The following is a 17,289-nucleotide window of genomic DNA, read 5'->3' as shown; positions in this document are numbered from 1 at the left end:
AGCCTTGCAAAGAACCGTAGTCGAGATCGCAGCAATGTCCCAGGCAATCGAATCCATTCCTCTTTCCTCCACCGTGAGCTGGCAACAGCAGGGCGATGTCGCCGTGCTGTGGCTCGACAACCCGCCGGTGAACGGCCTGGGCGATACCACGCGCGCCGGGCTGCACGCCGGCATCACGCGCGCGCTGCAGGATGCCACCGTGGCCGGGGTTGTGCTGGCAGGCGCCGGCAAGGCGTTTTGCGGCGGCGCGGACATCCGGCAGTTCAACACGCCTGCCGCGACCGCCCGGCCGCTGTCGCGCGATGTGCTGGCACTGATCGAATCGGCAAGCAAGCCCGTGGTGGCCGCGATTCACGGCGTGGCGCTCGGCGGTGGGCTGGAACTGGCCATGGGTTGCCACTACCGCGTGGTGGCATCCGACGCCAGCCTGGGTCTGCCAGAGGTCAACCTCGGGCTCGTGCCCGGTGGCGGCGGTACCCAGCGGCTGCCACGGCTCGTTGGTGTGGAACAGGCGCTGGACATGATTCAGCAAGGGGTGCCCGTCAGCGGCGAGACCGCCGCGCGTATCGGTCTCGCCGATGCGATGGCAGACGCGAGCCCGAGCGGTACGCGGGATGCCGGACCTGTTGTCGCACTGGCGGTCGACTTTTGCCGGCGTGCTGCCGCCCGTGCGGTGGCGCATCCGGTTGCCAGTGCGTTGGCCGTCAAGGCGGGCGGCGATGTCGATTTCGGGGCGCGGATTGCTGCGATCAACGGCAAGGCACGCAATGCGCTCGCGCAGAATGCGTGCATCCGGTGTGTCGAAGCCGCGACGCAGCTGCCGATTGCCGACGGGCTGGCATTCGAGCGCGCCCAGTTCGAGGCGCTTGTCGCGGGCAATGAGTCGAAGGCGCTGCGCCATATCTTCTTCGCCGAGCGCGAGGCGCCGAAGTTTGCCGAAGGGAAGGGACAGGCGCTGCGGCCGATCGAACGTGTTGCCGTCATCGGTTCCGGGACGATGGGCGTCGGCATTGCGATGTCGTTCGTCAACGCCGGCATTCCGGTCATGCTGATCGAACGCGAGCAGGCCGCGCTGGACGGCGGCGTGGCACTGATCCGCCGCAACTACGAGATCACCGCCGCGAAAGGCAAGCTGGCGCCGCAGCAGATTGACGCGCGCATGGGGCGCATAACTCCGACGCTGGCGTTCGAGGCCGTGGCAGATGCCGATCTGGTGGTCGAGGCCGTGTTCGAAGACATGGCCGTGAAGCAGGCCATCTTCGAGCGTCTGGACGCGCTGTGCAAGCCGTCGGCGATCCTGGCGACGAATACGTCGCGGTTGAACATCGACACGATCGCCGCGTCGACCAAACGCCCGGGCGATGTGATCGGCCTGCATTTCTTCAGCCCGGCGAACGTGATGAAGCTGCTGGAAGTCGTGCGCGGACAGGCGACCCACGCCGACGTCATCGCCTCGTGCATGGCGATGGCGCAGCGCATCCGCAAGATACCGGTGCTGGTGCGGGTGTGTGAAGGGTTTGTCGGCAACCGGATGCTGACGCCTTACTGGCGCGAGGCCGGCTTCCTGTTGGAAGAGGGCGCGTCGCCGCTGCAGGTCGATCGGGCATTGACGCAGTTCGGCATGGCGATGGGCCCGCTGACAATGGCGGATCTGGCCGGCATGGACATCAACTGGGCCACGCGGAAGCGGCTGGCGCCGACTCGGCCGGCGCACCTGCGGTATTCGGCGGTGGCCGATCGAATCTGCGAACTGGGTCGGTTCGGGCAGAAGACCAACGGCGGCTACTACCGCTACGAACCTGGCAGCCGTACGCCGATCCCCGACCCGCAGATCGACGCGTTGATCGAAGACTGCGCGCGCGAGGCGGGCATTACGCGGCGCCCGGTTGCCGACGAGGAGATCGTCGAGCGTTGCATGCTGGCGTTGATCAATGAAGGCGCGCGCATCCTGGAAGAGGGCATCGCACAGCGCGCTTCCGATATCGACGTGGCGTACGTGCATGGCTACGGCTTTCCGGCGTGGCGTGGCGGCCCCATGTTCTACGCGGAAACGCTCGGTCTGGCGCATGTGCTGACCCGCATCCGCGCGTTGCAGGACGTGCACGGCGCCCATTGGGAGCCTGCGCCACTGCTCGAACGATTGGTCGCTGAAGGCAGGCAGACCTTCGACGGTCCACGCTGAGTTCGCGCCGCATCCCCCCCTGAATCTGAACACGAAAATCTGGAGTCACAATGTTGCATCGCGCATTGGAAGGCATTCGCGTGCTGGACCTGTCGCGCATCCTGGCTGGGCCGTGGTGTACGCAGAACCTCGCCGATCTGGGCGCCGAAGTCGTCAAGGTCGAACATCCGCAGCGTGGCGATGACACGCGCGGGTGGGGCCCCCCCTATCTGGATGCCGCGGATGGCAGCGACGCGCGCCTTTCCGCGTACTTCATCAGCTGCAATCGCGGCAAGCAGTCGGTATGCATCGACTATGGCCAACCTGAAGGTGTTGCGCAGTTGCTGGAGCTGGCCCGCCACGCTGACGTGCTGGTGGAGAACTACAAGGTGGGGACGCTCAAACGCTACGGGCTCGACTATGCGTCGCTCAAGGCGATCAATCCGCGTTTGATCTATCTGTCGATCACGGGGTTCGGTCAGGACGGCCCGATGGCCGACAAGCCCGGCTATGACTACGTGTTCCAGGGGATGGGCGGACTGATGAGTTACACCGGCCAGCCGGATGGTAGCCCCGGCGCGGGGCCGTTGCGCACGGGCGTGGCAGTGGTCGATGTCAGCACGGGCATGTATGCGACGAGCGCCGTGCTGGCGGCGCTGTTCCAGCGTCAGCAGACCGGCGAAGGCCAGCATCTCGATATCGCACTGCTCGACGTGGCCGTGGCACTGAATGCGAATCAGGGCGCCAACTACCTGGTATCGGGCAAGAACCCGCAACGCAGTGGCAACGCGCATCCGAACTGCGCGCCGTATGAGGTCTTCCGATGCGCCGATGGTTATCTGATTCTGGCGATCGGCAACGACGCGCAGTTCGCACGCTTCTGTGATGTGGCGGGGCGTCCGGATCTCGCGCAAGACCCGCGCTACGTCACGAACTCGGGCCGCATCGAACATCTCACCGAGCTGCGCAAGGTACTGACGGCGTTGTTCCCAACGCGCTCGCGTGCCGACTGGACGGCGGCATTCGATGCCGCCGGCGTGCCATGGGGCCCGATTCATACGATGGAAGAAGTCTTCGCGCATCCGCAGGTCCAGCATCGGCAATTGCGTCAGGTGGCCACGCATCCGGTGATGGGCGAGGTGCCAATGGTGCGTAATCCGATGCTGCCGGCCAATCCGCAGCCGCTCAAGCCACCGCCGCTGCTCGGCGAACACACGGGCGCCACAGCAGTGGCCGCCATCGCTGCCGCGCGATAGTTGCAGGCGGCCCGACTCGAATTTCGACAATTCAATCCGTACGGAGACACATGATGAATATGAAGCCAACCTTCCTGGCACTGGCCGCGCTGGCCTCTGTGGGCCCGGCATGCGTTGCCCACGCCGCCGACTGGCCGGACAAGCCGATCAAGCTCGTGGTGCCCTACGCGGCCGGTGGCACTACCGACATCATCGCGCGCGTGGTCGGCACGCGGCTTGGCGCGGTGCTGAAGCAGCCTGTTGTGGTCGAGAACCGTCCCGGCGCCGGTGGCGCGGTAGGCAGTGCCTACGCGGCCAAGCAGCCGGCCGATGGTTATACGCTCGTGATGGAAGTGGAAAGCTCCCACGCGGTCAACCCGAACGTCTATCAGAAGACGGCATACGACCCGGTCAAGGATTTCGATCCGATCAGCAATCTGGCGGACGTGCCCAACGTGCTGGTGGTCAATCCGTCGTTCCCCGCTCAGGACATGGCGGCCTTCATCAAGCTGCTGAAGGCGTCGCCGGGCAAGTACTCGTTTGGCTCGTCGGGCAACGGTGGCCTGAGCCATATGAATGGCGAACTGTTCATGAGCGTCACGGGCACGAAGATGCTGCACGTGCCGTACAAGGGCCTGGGGCCGGCGCTGAACGATGCGATGGCTGGACAGATCCAGGTTGTGTTCGACAATATCCCGTCGTCGTCCGGCCTGATCCAGGGCGGCAAGCTGCGGCCCCTGGCCGTGGCGGCCAAGCATCGACTCAAGATGCTGCCCAATGTGCCGACCTACGCGGAAGCCGGACTGCCCGCGATGAACAATCCGTCGTGGTTTGGCCTTGGCGCGCCGGCTGGCACGCCGCCGGCGACCCTCGACAAGATCAATGCGGCCGTCAAGCAGGTGCTGGCCGAGCCGGAGGTGGTCGACGCCATCGAGAAGCAGGGCGCGCTGCCTGCCTATACCACGCGCAAGGCCTTCGCCGACCTGATCCGGGAGCAGAATCAGCACTGGAAGAAGGTGGTCGAGGACATCCATTTCGCAAAGCTGCAGTAAGGAGCAGAACACGATGAGCGCATCGCTTTCCAATCACCACGCCGCCGTAGAGATCGACGAGCACGGCGTAGCCACCGTCACCATCCGCGAGGCGAAATCGCTGAATATCCTCGGCACGCCGGTCATTGCGGATCTGACCCAGGCCGTGCGCGCCCTGGCCGAACGCGACGACGTGCGCGTGCTGGTGGTTCGCGGCACGGGGGACAAGGGCTTTATCGGGGGCGCCGATATCAACGAGATGGCCGCGCTGACCCGCGAGCGCGCGGAAGTGTTCATCAGCGCATTGCGCGACTTGTGCAATGCGCTGCGTCACTTCCCGGTACCCGTGATTGCACGGATGCCGGGCTGGTGCCTCGGCGGCGGCCTGGAACTCGCGCTGGCGTGCGATATCCGCATCGCCGCCGACAACGCCCAGCTGGGTATGCCGGAGGTCAAGGTAGGTATTCCGTCGGTGATTCACGCGGCGCTGATGCCGCGCCTGATTGGCAACGCGCGCGCCGCGTGGCTGTTGCTGACGGGCGAGATCGCCGACGCGGCAGAGTCGCTGGCTGCGGGGTTGGTGAGTCGCGTGGTGCCGCTGGCCGATCTCGACGTCGAGGTTAGCCGTGTGGCATCACTGCTGGCCAGCTTCGGCCCGCAGGTGGTGCGTCAGCAGAAGCGGCTGCTGCGCGAGTGGGAAGAAGCGCCGCTCGACGTGTCGATCGACAACAGCGTGGCGGAGTTCGGCAGTGCCTTTGACACGGGCGAGCCGCAGCATCACATGGCCACCTTCCTGAACCGCAAGCGGTAACGGGACTCAGGGCGCGGCTTCGGGTGCCGCGCCTGTCTCGCGTGTGATGGCCACGCGCGGGTCGTTGAGCAGGAATTGCACGAACGCCGCGGCAAAGCCGGGCAGTTTTCCGTCGGCGCGCGTGACGAGCGTCAGTTCCCGTACCGCCCAGGGCTCGTCGAGCGCGACCCCGACCACGCGCCCCTCGTGCATCGATGCGGCCGCCACGCTATGCGGCACCAGCGCCACCCCGACGCCGGCAGCCGCCAGCGCCAGCACCGCCTCGAAGCTGTGTGCGTGCAGGCGGACATTCGGTTGCTTGCCGGCGCGTTGCGCGGTATCGCGCAGAAACAGGAAGTTGCTGCTGGTGCGGCTCATGCAGACGAAGTCGAACCCGAGCGCGGCGCCAAACCGGATGCGCCCCTGTCGCGCCAACGGATGATCGGGGGCAACCGCCAGCACCAGTTCATCGACCGCGTACCGTACCGCGTGAACGCCGGCGGTGTCGGCGGCCATGGTCATATCGCTGGCAAATATGCCGATATCCGCCTCATGCGCGGCCACTGCGGCCGTGATCGCCTGGCTGGCCCGCTCTTCCAGATCGATGTTGACCGCTGGGTGCGCGGCCAGGAACCGGCTCACGCTCGGGATGATGAATCCGTTCAGCGAGCTGCTGTTTGCCAGCAGGCGGATGTGTCCCTTGAGCCCGCTGGCAAAGCGGCCAACCTCTCCGTGCATCCGTTCGATGCCTTGCAGCAGCTCGCGCACATGCGCCAGCATCATCTCGCCCGCAGGCGTCAGATCCATGCCACGTGCGTTGCGAACGAAGAGCGGTGTGCCCAGCGCATGCTCCAGGTTCTTCAGACGGTAACTGGCCGCCGAGGCCGTGATATGCGCGGCGCTGGCGCCGCCCGCCAGGCTGTGGGCCTCCGCAATAGCCTGGAAAAGGCGGAGATCGGTGAGTTCGTACCGCAAGAGAGGGACTCCGGAATAGGTCACCCGCTTTTGCAGCCACCGGCGAATGCCGATGGCGCGGGCGTGCAGCAAGACGCATTGGTCTCGCCATGCTGCATCAATCGGGTCCTGGAAGCAATGGAAGGGAGCCGGAAGCACTGCCGCCGGCCCCAGGGCGGACATAGCTGCAGCAACTGAACCGCGACGCGCAGCGATTCGCCATGAAGTGCTCGACTGTCAAGATGGACGATGCCTGCCGCAATGTCAGGAAGGACCCTGTCACCGATGCAGGCAAGCGACCCAGGCAAGGCCGCCTGACACTGCTACGCAATCGCCGGACCGGCGACTAACATCCCGGCGCCACCGGTGCGTCAAACGGAAAAAAGGGGGGATATGCCTGCGCGGCTTGTGTCGGTGTCCTGTCCGGTGAAGAATACGCGGCTTGTTCGCTCCGGAGCCATCCATGACCACCGCACACGTCTTCATCGCCACCAGCCTAGACGGCTTCATCGCACGACCCGACGGTGATATCGGCTGGCTGTTGCAGCGCGACGATCCGGCCGAGGACCACGGTTATATGGATTTCATCGCCGACAAGGATGCGATCGTGATGGGCCGGGGCACCTACGAGAAGGTCCTGACCCTTGGCGACTGGGCCTATGACCGGCCTGTCCTGGTCCTGTCCAGGCAACTGGCGGGCAAACCGGTGCCGGCGGCGTTGGAGGGGAAAGTCCGATTCGCGAGCCTTTCGCCGAGGGATACGCTGGAACGCCTGGCGGCCGAGGGCGTACGCCGGGTCTATGTCGATGGCGGGCAGGTTGTGCAGTCGTTCCTGCGCGACGGGTTGATCGCCGATCTGGTGGTTACCACGGTTCCCGTGTTGATCGGCGCCGGGCGGCCGTTGTTCGGGGCGCTGCCGCGCGACGTCGATCTGGCCCTGGTATCGAGCCGCAGCTTCCCCTCGGGATTGGTGCAGTTGACGTACCGGGTGGCCTGACGCGTGAACGGGTGAGAAGGGCGGCCGGGCCACCCTCCGCCCGGTTTGTCGTGGCGAACCCTCCGTCGCGCTGCGTCTCAGTCGTGTGGGAACGTCACCACCGCTGCCTCTAGCCCGGCCAGCGTGCCCGCCGCGTCGATTGCCTGCTCTATGGCGTCGAACGGGAAGCGCTTCACGTGGATTGCATCGAGTGAAAGCTGGCCGGCGCGAACCATTGCCACCAGCGCGCGGTAGTCGGCGGATGCGTACATGAAGTGGCCGATCAGCTCCCAGCCATTGCGCAGCATGGCGCCGTAGGGCAGTGGCAGCGGCACGGTCATGCTGCCCATCAGCACCATGCGACCGCGCCGCTTCAGGCTGAGCAGCGCCGCGAGCGTACTGTTTGGCGAAGTGGCCTGACCAACCATGTCGAATGCCAGGTCGACGCCACCGCCGGACGCCGCATTGCGGATGGCGGCGCTGTCGACCCCCTCATCGCCAGTCATCACTACCGGCACCACCCGGCCGTCACCCATCCGGGCCAGGGATTCGAGCGGGCCAGCGCGGCGTCCCAGCGCGAGCACGGTCGATGCGCCCATCGCCAGCGCGGCAAGCACGGCGGCTGACCCGAACGCGCCCGTTGCGCCGTTGATCGCGACGGTCTCGCCCGCAACCAGCCGGCCGCGACGCAGGCCGCCGAAAGGAATGGCGAACTTCGACAGAGTGGCCAGCCGGTCGGACGAAAAACGATCCAGCCCGTCGAGGGGGACAAGTGCCGCAGCGGGGAACTCGGCAATCTCTCGTAGCGTTCCGTGTGGAAAGTCCTGAAGCAGGGGGCCGCTGTCCGCGCTGATGCCGGTCAGGCCAATCAGGATTTCGGCCGGCGCATCGACGCTTTCCGAGCTGGTCAGGTACGGGTTGACGGCCACGCGTTGTCCGGCCCGGAAGTGATGGACACCCGCTCCGGCTTCGATGATCGTGCCAACGCCGTTTGTACCGGGGGTGAAAGGACCGGGCGGGTAGGCGTAAGGCAGCGCGCCGTTCAGGTAGTCGCGCGTGTAGCTGAGCAGCGGCACTGCTTCCATGCGTACCAGCACCGCGCCGGGGCGGGCATGGGGCGTGTCGATGTCACGCAGGGCAAGCGGCTGGCCGGGTTGGTCGAGCATCCAGGCTTTCATATCGGGGCTCCTTGATTGGGGTGTCTGCGGGTTGTCTGGCTTGAACTGTAGGGGCCCGCGACCTATCTTTGAAATCGATGACAGATATAAGAGGTATAAGTGTGGTTGATTTCAAGGGTGTGGATCTGAACCTTCTGGTGACCCTGGATGCCTTGCTGGACGAACGTAACGTCACGCATACGGCGGAGCGGCTCGGGCTGACGCAGCCTGCCGTATCGGCCCAACTGGCGCGGCTGAGGCGCATCTTTGACGATCCATTGCTGATGCCGGCGGATACGGGGCGCGGCATGATCGCAAGCGCGCGGGCCCTGGCATTGCTGGAGCCGCTGCACGTCGCGCTCAAGGACCTGGAGTCGGTCGTGCATCGGCGGCCAGAGTTCGATCCGTTCGTCGATACGCGCCAGTTCGTTATCGCCGCGAGCGATAACGCCACGTCGACACTTGGCATGTCCTTGCTGGAGCGGTTATCGGTTGTCGCGGGGACCGGGGTGCGCGTGGCGTTCGTGCATGGACGGCAGGCCGAGATCGCCGCCCAGCTCGAATCGGGTGAAGTCGATCTGCTGATCGGGTCCGAGCGTATGGTTCCGCCAACCATGCGGGCGCGCAAACTTCTCGATGAGACCTTCGTGATGGCGCAGCGGAAATCTCATCCTCGGGGAGCGCGCCGGCTGACGCTCGATACGTACTGCAAATTGCGCCACGTGCTGGTTTCCACGAGTGGTGGCAGCTTCTTCGGCTTCGTTGACGAGCAGCTTCAGTTGCTGGGTCGATCGCGTGATGTCGCGGTATCGGTTCAGGCATTCACGGTGGTCCCCGATTTGCTGCGCCGTAGTGACTACGTCTGCACGATGCCGGCTCGGCTGGCGGCACGCTATGCCGATTGGCTGGATGCCTTCGCGCTGCCGTTCGATGTGCCGGGATTCTCGCTCAGCGCGGCATGGCACCCGCGCAACCACGCGGACCCAGCGATTGCCTGGCTGCGGAGCACGCTGGCCGAAGTGGCTGGCCAGTTGCGGGAGGGCTGAGCACGGCGGCAACTCAGGTGCCGATCCCGCACGCGAGCGCAGTAGAATGCAACATGGCAGAGACGCACCCCGAAGCGTCCATCTAGCCCAGGGGCATCCACGAGACAGATATGAACGGAAGATCCACGTCTGCGCTAGGCGCGGCGACACGCGCCGAAGCGGCAACGGAAGAACTCAGGCGGCGAATCCTGGAAGGCGAGCTAGTGGAGGGCTTTCAACTCAAGCAGGATCTTCTCGCGGAAGAATTCGGCATCAGCCGCATCCCGGTGCGGGAAGCACTGGTCCAGCTAGAGAACGAAGGGCTGGTGAAGATCGTCCCCCACAAGGGGGCGATTGTTGCGGAGCTGTCGACGAAGGACATCGAAGAGCTGTTCTCGTTGCGTGCGCTGCTCGAATCCCATCTGCTTCGGCATTCGATTCCCCGCCTCACAAAGGATGACTTCGACCGCCTCGATGAAATCCTGAAGCGCTATGCCATCGAACTCGCCGAGGGGCACTCGCACCGGTGGGGCGAACTCAACACCGAGCTGCACGACATCCTGCTCGGGCGTGCCAACCGGCCCAGGTCCCTGGACCTGGTGCAGTCGCTATTGCGGCAGACCGACCGCTATACACGGGTGCAGCTCTCCATCAGCGATGCCGCGGTGCAGCGCGCCAAGGCGGAACATGAGGAACTCGTCCGCCTTTGCCGGCTGGGCGAATCGAGGGAGGCGTGCGCGCTGCTCAAGCGGCATATCGAGCATGCCGGCGAGGAGTTGATTCTCTTTCTGCGGGAGCGCCGGAGGCCGTAAGGCGCGCTGGCCCTGCTGTAGAATGTAGAAAATATGCAAAACGGCGCCAGGTGGCGCCGTTGTCAACTTCCAATGGTCACCAATAAACCTGGTCTTCGGCATGTGACGCGAGCAGAGGCCGCCGCCGATGAAATTCGCCGCCGCATCCTCTCCGGCCAGTACGTGGATGGCTATCAACTCCGGCAGGACGCGCTCGCCAATGAACTCGGGATCAGCCGCATCCCGCTGCGTGAAGCGCTGGTGCAGCTCGAAAGCGAAGGGCTGGTGAAGATACTCCCTCACAAGGGAGCCATCGTGTCGGAGCTTTCCATTGAAGAGCTCACCGAGTTGTTCGAATTGCGGGCATTGCTGGAGCCCACGCTGATCCGAAAGTCCGTGAAGAAGCTCTCCGTCGACGATTTCAAGGAACTCGACGCGATTCTGGCCGAGTTCAGCGGCGAACTGAAGGCGCAGGCGCAGGATCGCTGGGGCGACCTGAATACCATGCTGCATCAGTTGCTGCTGTCGAAGGCCGATCAGCCGAAGACAGTGAGCATCGTCGCGTCCCTGCTCCAGCAGACGGACCGCTACACGCGCCTGCAGCTTTCCTTGTCCACGGCCAGCCGGGAGATTGCCGAAGCCGAGCACCGGCAACTCGTCGATCTCTGTCGCAAAGGGGATGGGCGCGGCGCCGCCGCGCTGTTGAAGCGGCATATCGAACATGCCGGCGAGGAACTGCGGAATTTCCTGCTCTCCCGTCGGCGCGGCACCAGCTAAGCAGAGCGGATCGAGCCAATAGCCAGGCCCGAAAACAAAAGCCGCCCGGACAGGGCGGCTTTTTTGTTGCTCGGAGACTTCGATCAGCCATTCACACGGGCTTTCGCCTCGGCGTCGACGTCACGCAATGACTTGCCGCGCGTTTCCTTCGCGGCGGCAACGCTGATGATCGAGATCACGGCGGCGGCCACCAGGTAGAGGGCGATCGGCGTGGAGGAGTGGTATTTCTCCAGCAGCGTCAGCGCGATCAGCGGTGCCAGCGATCCGGCCATCAGCGGTGCGATCTGGTAGCACAGCGAGAGCGCGGTGTATCGGACGTTCGTCGGGAACATCTCGGTCATGAGCGCGGAGTAGGGCGAGTAGGTCATCGACTCGATTGCCAGGCCCAGCACGATGGCAGCCATGATGATCCAGTCGTTCCCGGTGTCCATCATCGGGAAGCCAATGAAGCCCCATGCCGCCGTCAGGACCGCGCCGGTCAGGTACACCGGCTTGCGACCGATGATGTCCGACAGGTAGCCCATGAACGGAATGATCATGAAGTGCAGGGCATTGGCAAAGAACATCAGCTTGAGAATGCGCGTGGTATCCGCGCCGACCACGAGCTTCAGGTACGTGATGGAGAACGTCACCACCATGTAGTAGAGGATGTTCTCCGCGAAGCGCGCGCCAATGCCGATCAGCACTTCCTTCCAGTGATAGCGCAGAACGTACCGGACGCCTTGCTGGGTCGCATGTTCCTTTTCGCGCCGTTCCTGGGATTCCTTGAAGATCGGCGCATCATCGACCTTGCGACGGATCCAGAAGCCGATCAGCACCACCACGGCGGAGAACCAGAAGGCGACTCGCCAGCCCCAGGACAGGAAGTCCTGTTCGGGCAGCGTGCTCGAGAGCGCGAGCAGGATGAGCGTGGCGACGAGGTTGCCAGCCGGCACGCCTGCCTGCGGCCAGCTTGCCCAGTAGCCGCGCCGGTCGTCCGGGCTGTGCTCGCTCACCAGAAGGACGGCGCCGCCCCATTCCCCGCCGAAGGCAAAGCCCTGGATAAGGCGCAGCGTGACGAGCAGGGCGGGGGCCCAGTACCCGATCACGTCGAACGTGGGAAGGCAGCCCATCAGGAACGTCGTGATCCCCACGGCCACCAGACTGACCTGGAGCAGGTACTTGCGGCCGAACTTGTCGCCGTAGTAACCGAAGACGATCCCTCCGATCGGCCGCGCGGCGAACCCGACGGCATAGAGCGCGAAGGCCGCGATCAGGCCATCGACCGGGTTCCCTGTTTTCTTGAAGAAGTGCGTCCCGAATACCAGTGCGGATGCGGTTCCATACAGGAAGAACTCATACCATTCCGCTACGGACCCAACCATCGCAGCCGCGACAACGCGGCGCAGATCTTTTGTCGTTGTCGTGCCGCGTTGTCGTCCCACACTCGCTTCGGGGACAGCCTCGCTGAGTTGATTCGCCATCTTTGCTCGTCCTTTTGTCTCTGCTGACCAGCGGGTGGATTCCCGCCTCGCCACACCGGCGTCAGTGGTGAGATTTTATACAACATGCAATATACGGAAATAAGGGGTTTACCCTTTGGCGGGGAACCATTGGGGCCGGAAAGTCGTCATCAATCTCCCGGAAAGGGCCTCTGCAAGCCAGGAAATGGTGCATCTGTGGAGCCGGATGGGGGGCGACGGATGAGCCAGACTGGTGCGGAATGACGGGTAAACCCTGATGAAATCTCGTAGCACCTTCCGCAACAGATTTTATACAATATGCACGAAGCAGGGATCGTCATCCTGACAAGGCAGTCTCCCGGAGGCTGTTTCCGGGAGCCCCGATTCCGCTCTTATCGAAACTTTCTGACTCAGGACCGCGTGATGTCTTCCAAGATTTTTGAGGGTACTATCCCCGCACTCATGACCCCTTGCACTCCGGATCGCAAGCCGGACTTCGACGCGCTCGTCGCCAAGGGCAAGGAACTGATCGAACTCGGCATGAGCGCGGTCGTCTACTGCGGGTCGATGGGAGATTGGCCGCTGCTGACGGAGCAACAACGCCAGGAAGGCGTGGCCCGCCTCGTGGCAGCGGGCGTGCCGACCATCGTCGGCACCGGCGCCGTCAATTCGAAGGAAGCCGTTTCCCACGCCGCGCACGCCGCGAAGGTTGGCGCGCACGGCCTGATGGTTATTCCGCGCGTGCTGTCGCGTGGCGCGTCCCCGGCCGCGCAGAAGGCGCATTTCTCCGCCATCCTTGCCGCCGCGCCGAGCCTGCCCGCGGTGATCTACAACAGCCCGTACTATGGCTTCGCCACCCGTGCGGACCTGTTCTTCGAACTCCGCCGCCAGTTCCCGAACCTGATTGGCTTCAAGGAGTTTGGCGGCGCGGCGGACATGCGCTATGCCGCGGAGAACATCACCTCGCAGGACGAGAACGTGATCCTGATGGCCGGTGTCGACACGCAAGTGTTCCACGGGTTTGTGAACTGCGGCGCCACCGGTGCCATCACCGGTATCGGCAACGCGCTGCCGCGTGAAGTGCTGCAACTGGTCAAGCTGAGCAAGCAGGCGGCTGCTGGCGACGTCAAGGCGCGTCGCCTGGCCAGGGAGCTGGAGGCGGCGCTGCATGTCCTGTCCTCGTTCGACGAAGGTACTGATCTGGTCCTGTTCTACAAGCACTTGATGGTCCTGAACGGCGACAAGGAATACACGCTGCATTTCAACGAGACGGACGCGCTGAGCGATGCGCAGCGCAACTACGCGGAACAGCAGTACGCACTCTTCCGCGACTGGTATCGCGAGTGGTCCAAAGGCGTGGACGCCTGATCCTGTCTGACCCTGCATGACCATCCCAAGGCGGCGAAGTCCGCCGCCTTGGGTGCCTGTTCTACCCATCTGTACTCCTTCTCCGTGATGCGGCGCTTCCGCGCTTCGCTCGCTTCTCCGCTTTTCTGTCAGATTCCCTCGTTTCCATTCATGCACGCTTCCGAACAGAACCAAGTCTTCGCGATCATCGACCAGCACGCCACGCGCGCCCACGAGGCCAGCGCGGCATGGGCGCATTCGAGTCCCACGGTCCGCAGTGGCGTGCTGCGTGCGCTGGCCGACGCCCTCGACGCGCGCGCGAATGAACTCGCGGTGATGGCCGACGAGGAAACCGGCCTCGGCATCCCACGGCTGACGGGGGAGATCGCCCGCACATCGTTCCAGTTGCGGGGCTTCGCGGATGAAGTCGTGGCGGGCGTCCCCTACGTCCAGGTGGATGACGAAGCCATTCCCGGTCCGCCTCCGTCGGGCCGTCCGCGTCTGACCCGTGTCATGGTGCCGATTGGTCCGGTTGCCGTCTTTGCAGCCAGCAACTTCCCGTTCGCGTTCTCGGTCCTGGGCGGAGACACCGCATCGGCATTGGCTGCAGGCTGTCCGGTCATCGTGAAGCCGCATGGCGGACATCCGCGCCTGTCGATCGAGGTGGCGAAGATTGCCGCAGAGGTCCTGCGCGCGCAAGGCGTGGAAGAGGGCGTGTTCTCGATGCTCGAGTGCGATATGTCGCGCGACGCCAATATCCATCTGGTCAAGCATCCGCTGATCGCGGGCGTGGCGTTCACGGGCTCCTATCAGGGTGGCGTGGCCTTGTGGCGCGCCGCCAATGAGCGCGAGATCCCGATTCCCTTCTTCGGCGAACTCGGTTCGATCAATCCGGTGGTGGTGCTCCCTGCTGCACTGCATGACGACCCGGTTGCGCCGGCCAAGGTGCTGGCGGCGTCGATGCTGCAAGGCTGCGGCCAGTTCTGTACCAGCCCCGGCGTTATCGTGGTGGTCGATGACCAGCGCGGCCGCGAGTTCGTCTCGGCGCTGGGCGATTCGCTGGCGGGACAGGCCACCCATCGGATGCTGAGCGAAGGCATCCGCAATGGTTTTGAAGATGCCGCCGCGCGTATCAAGGCGAATGCCAGTATCGAGGTCGTACTGGAAGGGAATGAAGCTGGGGCCGGCCCGGCTCCCCGCCTGTTCCAGACCACCGGCGCTGCCTTTATCGCGGATGCCAGCCTCCACGAGGAAATGTTCGGTCCCGCGGCCGTAGTGGTCATGGTGCCATCCGTCGATGCGATTCCCGATGTACTCTCCGCCGTCAAGGGATCGCTCACGGTCACGATCTGGGGGGCTGACCAGGACAACCACGAGAATCGCGAGATCGTGCGTGTGGCCCAGAACATTGGGGGCCGCGTGCTGTTCTCTGGTGTGCCTACCGGCGTCGCCGTGACACGCGCTCAGCAACATGGCGGCCCCTGGCCGGCGTCCACCGATCCGAAGACCACATCGGTCGGGTATGCTGCCTTGCAGCGTTTTCTCCGGCCCGTGGCGCTTCAGGATGCGCCCGAGTGGCTGCTCCAGCGCGCGTGACATCTCACAGGCAACGATAAGGAGGCATGGCAGATCAATGTCGGAAACCATCCAGCTCTCGCTCGCGGAGGTACGCGAGCTTTCGCTCAACGTTCTGCAAACGAACGGCTACTCCGAGGCGCACAGCAAGGCGATCACAGACGTGATCGTCGCGGGCCAGCGCGACGAGTGCCAGTCTCATGGCCTGTATCGCTTGCTGGTCTGCGTTCATACCATTCGCAACGGGAAGGTGGATGGTCACGCGGTGCCGGAAGTCGTCGATCAGGCGAAAGCGATCGTCCGGGTCGATGCCCGCTTTGGTAACTCGCTGCTGGCGTTTCAGACCGGCCTGCCGCATTTCATCCGGAAAGCCCGGGAATGCGGTTTGGCGGCCATGGCCATCAATCGCTGCTTTCACTTCTCCGCGCTCTGGCCCGAAGTGGAATCGCTGGCGAGCGAAGGACTGGTCGCAATGGCCATGACGCCCAGCCACGCGTGGGTGGCCCCTGCCGGCGGAACCAAACCGGTATTCGGAACGAATCCCCTGGCGTTCGCCTGGCCGCGTCCGGGCAGAACGCCATTTGTCTTCGACTTTGCGACCAGCGCGATCGCCAGAGGCGATATCGAGCTTCATCGCCGGCAAGGCAAGGCGCTGCCGGAGGGGTGGGCCATCGATGCGGACGGGAACCCGACGACCGACCCGCTGGCGGCGCTGAAAGGCGCCATGCTGACGTTCGGCGGGCACAAGGGGTCTGCGTTGTCCGCGATGATCGAATTGATGGCCGGCCCGCTGATCGGCGACATGACCAGCGCCGAATCCATGGCATTCGATGCGGGCGCGGGGGCCACGCCTTGTCATGGCGAACTGCTGCTGGCATTCGATCCCACTGTCTTTCTGGGCGATCGGGCCAGCGAGTATCTGGAGAAGGCCGAGAGCCTGTTCGAGGCAATCACGAGCCAGGGCGCGCGCTTGCCGTCGCAACGCCGCTACGCCGCGCGAGCCAGGAGCGATGAGGCGGGCGTGACGGTGCCACGCGCGCTGTACGAGGATCTGCTCAAGCTGCGATAGCCGAGCCATCCTCTGACGACGATTCGCGAACCGCCTCGGCTCGCGAATCGCCGGCGATTGGCGGCTTACTCGAAGTCTGGCTCGCCCTGCCAGTCAAAGAAGTCCGGCATCTGGCTCGATACGCGGTTCGGGAACTGTGCCGGACGCTTCTCGAGAAAGCTCGCAATACCTTCCTTCGCATCGTCCGACTGACCACGCGACTGGATCGCGCGGCTATCCACCTTGTGGGCGTCCATGGGATGAGCGGCGCCTGCCATGCGCCAGATCATCTGGCGCGCCATGGCGACCGAAACCGGGGCGGCGTTGTCCGCGATCTCCCTGGCGATGGCATAGGCCGCCGGCAGCAGATCCTCGGGCGCATGGAGCGAACGCACAAGTCCGCGCTCGTGCGCTTCCTGCGCGCTGAACACGCGACCCGAAAAACACCATTCCAGTGCCGTCGAAATCCCCACGACGCGCGACAGGAACCATGACGAAGCCGCTTCCGGCGTAATCCCCCGCCGTGCGAACACGAGGCCGAACTTTGCGTCGGTCGAGGCGATGCGGATGTCCATCGGCAACTGCATGGTGACGCCGACACCAACCGCGGCGCCGTTCACGGCAGCGATGACCGGCTTGAGGCTGCGGAAAATGCGCAGCACGACCCGGCCGCCGCCGTCACGTTTCACGCCGGTCGATCCATAACGCTTCTCGTAGTCGAAGGTGGCGCCACCGCTGGACAGGTCGGCACCCGCGCAGAACGCGCGGCCGCTGCCGGTCACGACCACGGCGCGCACATTGTCGTCGGCATCCGTCGCGTCAAATGCCGCGATCAGGTCTTCACACATCTGGTGTGTGAACGCGTTCATCTTCTCGGGGCGGTGGAGCGAAATCGTGGCAATGCCGTTCTGCACGGCGTACTGAAGCGTCTCGAAAGCCGGGGGCGTGGTGGTCATGGTCGCGTGCCTGTTGGGAAGTGG

The 17,289-nt window shown here is 64.5% G+C and carries 15 protein-coding genes and 1 pseudogene; 12 read left to right on the top strand and 4 right to left on the bottom strand.

What is annotated here, in order from left to right; translation table 11 throughout:
- Positions 1 to 34 precede the first annotated feature (34 nt).
- The 4 genes from RN01_RS15755 to RN01_RS15740 are packed head-to-tail and all read left to right on the top strand — an operon-like array spanning position 35 to position 5,238.
- Complete coding sequence (locus RN01_RS15755; RefSeq protein ID WP_017512090.1) at positions 35 to 2,182, top strand: 3-hydroxyacyl-CoA dehydrogenase NAD-binding domain-containing protein; 2,148 nt, start codon at positions 35 to 37, stop codon at positions 2,180 to 2,182.
- 50 nt (positions 2,183 to 2,232) lie between these two features.
- Complete coding sequence (locus tag RN01_RS15750) at positions 2,233 to 3,417, top strand: CaiB/BaiF CoA-transferase family protein (RefSeq protein WP_024570957.1); 1,185 nt, start codon at positions 2,233 to 2,235, stop codon at positions 3,415 to 3,417.
- Positions 3,418 to 3,476: 59 nt separating this feature from the next.
- Complete coding sequence (locus RN01_RS15745; RefSeq protein ID WP_038315198.1) at positions 3,477 to 4,448, top strand: tripartite tricarboxylate transporter substrate binding protein; 972 nt, start codon at positions 3,477 to 3,479, stop codon at positions 4,446 to 4,448.
- Between the two features lie 13 nt (positions 4,449 to 4,461).
- Positions 4,462 to 5,238, top strand: coding sequence for an enoyl-CoA hydratase (locus RN01_RS15740; protein WP_017512093.1), 777 nt, complete (start codon positions 4,462 to 4,464; stop codon positions 5,236 to 5,238).
- Positions 5,239 to 5,244: 6 nt separating this feature from the next.
- Here RN01_RS15740 and RN01_RS15735 read toward each other — a convergent pair whose 3' ends face one another.
- Entirely contained in the window at positions 5,245 to 6,192 is a 948-nt protein-coding gene (locus tag RN01_RS15735) for a LysR family transcriptional regulator (RefSeq protein ID WP_017512094.1), read from the bottom strand.
- Positions 6,193 to 6,356: 164 nt separating this feature from the next.
- On the opposite strand from RN01_RS15735, the pseudogene RN01_RS33080 reads away from it, so the two are divergent.
- Together RN01_RS33080 and RN01_RS15730 are read left to right on the top strand one after the other, a co-directional pair.
- Positions 6,357 to 6,518: pseudogene (locus tag RN01_RS33080) on the top strand (nicotinate phosphoribosyltransferase); the annotation flags it as partial.
- Positions 6,519 to 6,634: 116 nt separating this feature from the next.
- Positions 6,635 to 7,168 (top strand): dihydrofolate reductase family protein, encoded by a 534-nt coding sequence (locus RN01_RS15730; protein WP_017512095.1) that lies wholly within the window; start codon positions 6,635 to 6,637, stop codon positions 7,166 to 7,168.
- A 77-nt stretch (positions 7,169 to 7,245) separates the two neighbouring features.
- Here the strand turns inward: RN01_RS15730 and RN01_RS15725 are convergent, their stop codons facing one another.
- Positions 7,246 to 8,325: a zinc-binding dehydrogenase gene (locus RN01_RS15725; protein WP_024570958.1), complete on the bottom strand. Its 1,080-nt coding sequence runs from the start codon at positions 8,323 to 8,325 to the stop codon at positions 7,246 to 7,248.
- 77 nt (positions 8,326 to 8,402) lie between these two features.
- Here RN01_RS15725 and RN01_RS15720 point away from each other — a divergent pair, with 77 nt between their 5' ends.
- The 3 genes from RN01_RS15720 to RN01_RS15710 all read left to right on the top strand — a co-directional run bounded on the left by RN01_RS15720 (position 8,403) and on the right by RN01_RS15710 (position 10,897).
- On the top strand, positions 8,403 to 9,350 hold the full coding sequence (locus tag RN01_RS15720; RefSeq protein WP_029700552.1) for a LysR family transcriptional regulator: 948 nt from the start codon (positions 8,403 to 8,405) through the stop codon (positions 9,348 to 9,350).
- Between the two features lie 110 nt (positions 9,351 to 9,460).
- Positions 9,461 to 10,141: a GntR family transcriptional regulator gene (locus RN01_RS15715; protein ID WP_011519505.1), complete on the top strand. Its 681-nt coding sequence runs from the start codon at positions 9,461 to 9,463 to the stop codon at positions 10,139 to 10,141.
- Positions 10,142 to 10,213: 72 nt separating this feature from the next.
- Positions 10,214 to 10,897: a GntR family transcriptional regulator gene (locus RN01_RS15710; RefSeq protein WP_017512097.1), complete on the top strand. Its 684-nt coding sequence runs from the start codon at positions 10,214 to 10,216 to the stop codon at positions 10,895 to 10,897.
- Between the two features lie 83 nt (positions 10,898 to 10,980).
- On the opposite strand, the gene abaF is transcribed toward RN01_RS15710, so the two are convergent.
- The gene (gene abaF, locus RN01_RS15705) at positions 10,981 to 12,360 is read right to left on the bottom strand and encodes a fosfomycin efflux MFS transporter AbaF (protein ID WP_024570960.1); all 1,380 of its coding nucleotides are present in this window, start codon (positions 12,358 to 12,360) and stop codon (positions 10,981 to 10,983) included.
- A gap of 402 nt (positions 12,361 to 12,762) precedes the next feature.
- On the opposite strand from abaF, the gene RN01_RS15700 reads away from it, so the two are divergent.
- The 3 genes from RN01_RS15700 to RN01_RS15690 all read left to right on the top strand — a co-directional run bounded on the left by RN01_RS15700 (position 12,763) and on the right by RN01_RS15690 (position 16,330).
- Positions 12,763 to 13,707, top strand: coding sequence for a dihydrodipicolinate synthase family protein (locus tag RN01_RS15700; protein ID WP_017513740.1), 945 nt, complete (start codon positions 12,763 to 12,765; stop codon positions 13,705 to 13,707).
- 150 nt (positions 13,708 to 13,857) lie between these two features.
- On the top strand, positions 13,858 to 15,282 hold the full coding sequence (locus RN01_RS15695; RefSeq protein ID WP_017513741.1) for an aldehyde dehydrogenase (NADP(+)): 1,425 nt from the start codon (positions 13,858 to 13,860) through the stop codon (positions 15,280 to 15,282).
- A gap of 37 nt (positions 15,283 to 15,319) precedes the next feature.
- Positions 15,320 to 16,330 carry an Ldh family oxidoreductase gene (locus RN01_RS15690; protein ID WP_017513742.1) on the top strand — a complete coding sequence of 337 codons (1,011 nt, stop codon included), beginning with the start codon at positions 15,320 to 15,322 and terminating at the stop codon, positions 16,328 to 16,330.
- A 65-nt stretch (positions 16,331 to 16,395) separates the two neighbouring features.
- Here the strand turns inward: RN01_RS15690 and RN01_RS15685 are convergent, their stop codons facing one another.
- On the bottom strand, positions 16,396 to 17,265 hold the full coding sequence (locus RN01_RS15685) for a crotonase/enoyl-CoA hydratase family protein (protein ID WP_024570961.1): 870 nt from the start codon (positions 17,263 to 17,265) through the stop codon (positions 16,396 to 16,398).
- Between the last annotated feature and the right edge of the window lie 24 nt (positions 17,266 to 17,289).

The sequence above is a fragment of the Cupriavidus sp. SHE genome, from assembly GCF_000812445.1.
GTDB classification, from domain to species: Bacteria; Pseudomonadota; Gammaproteobacteria; order Burkholderiales; family Burkholderiaceae; genus Cupriavidus; species Cupriavidus metallidurans.
The sequence above is the reverse complement of the archived record's forward strand: the minus strand, read 5'-3'. Positions and strand labels throughout refer to the sequence as shown.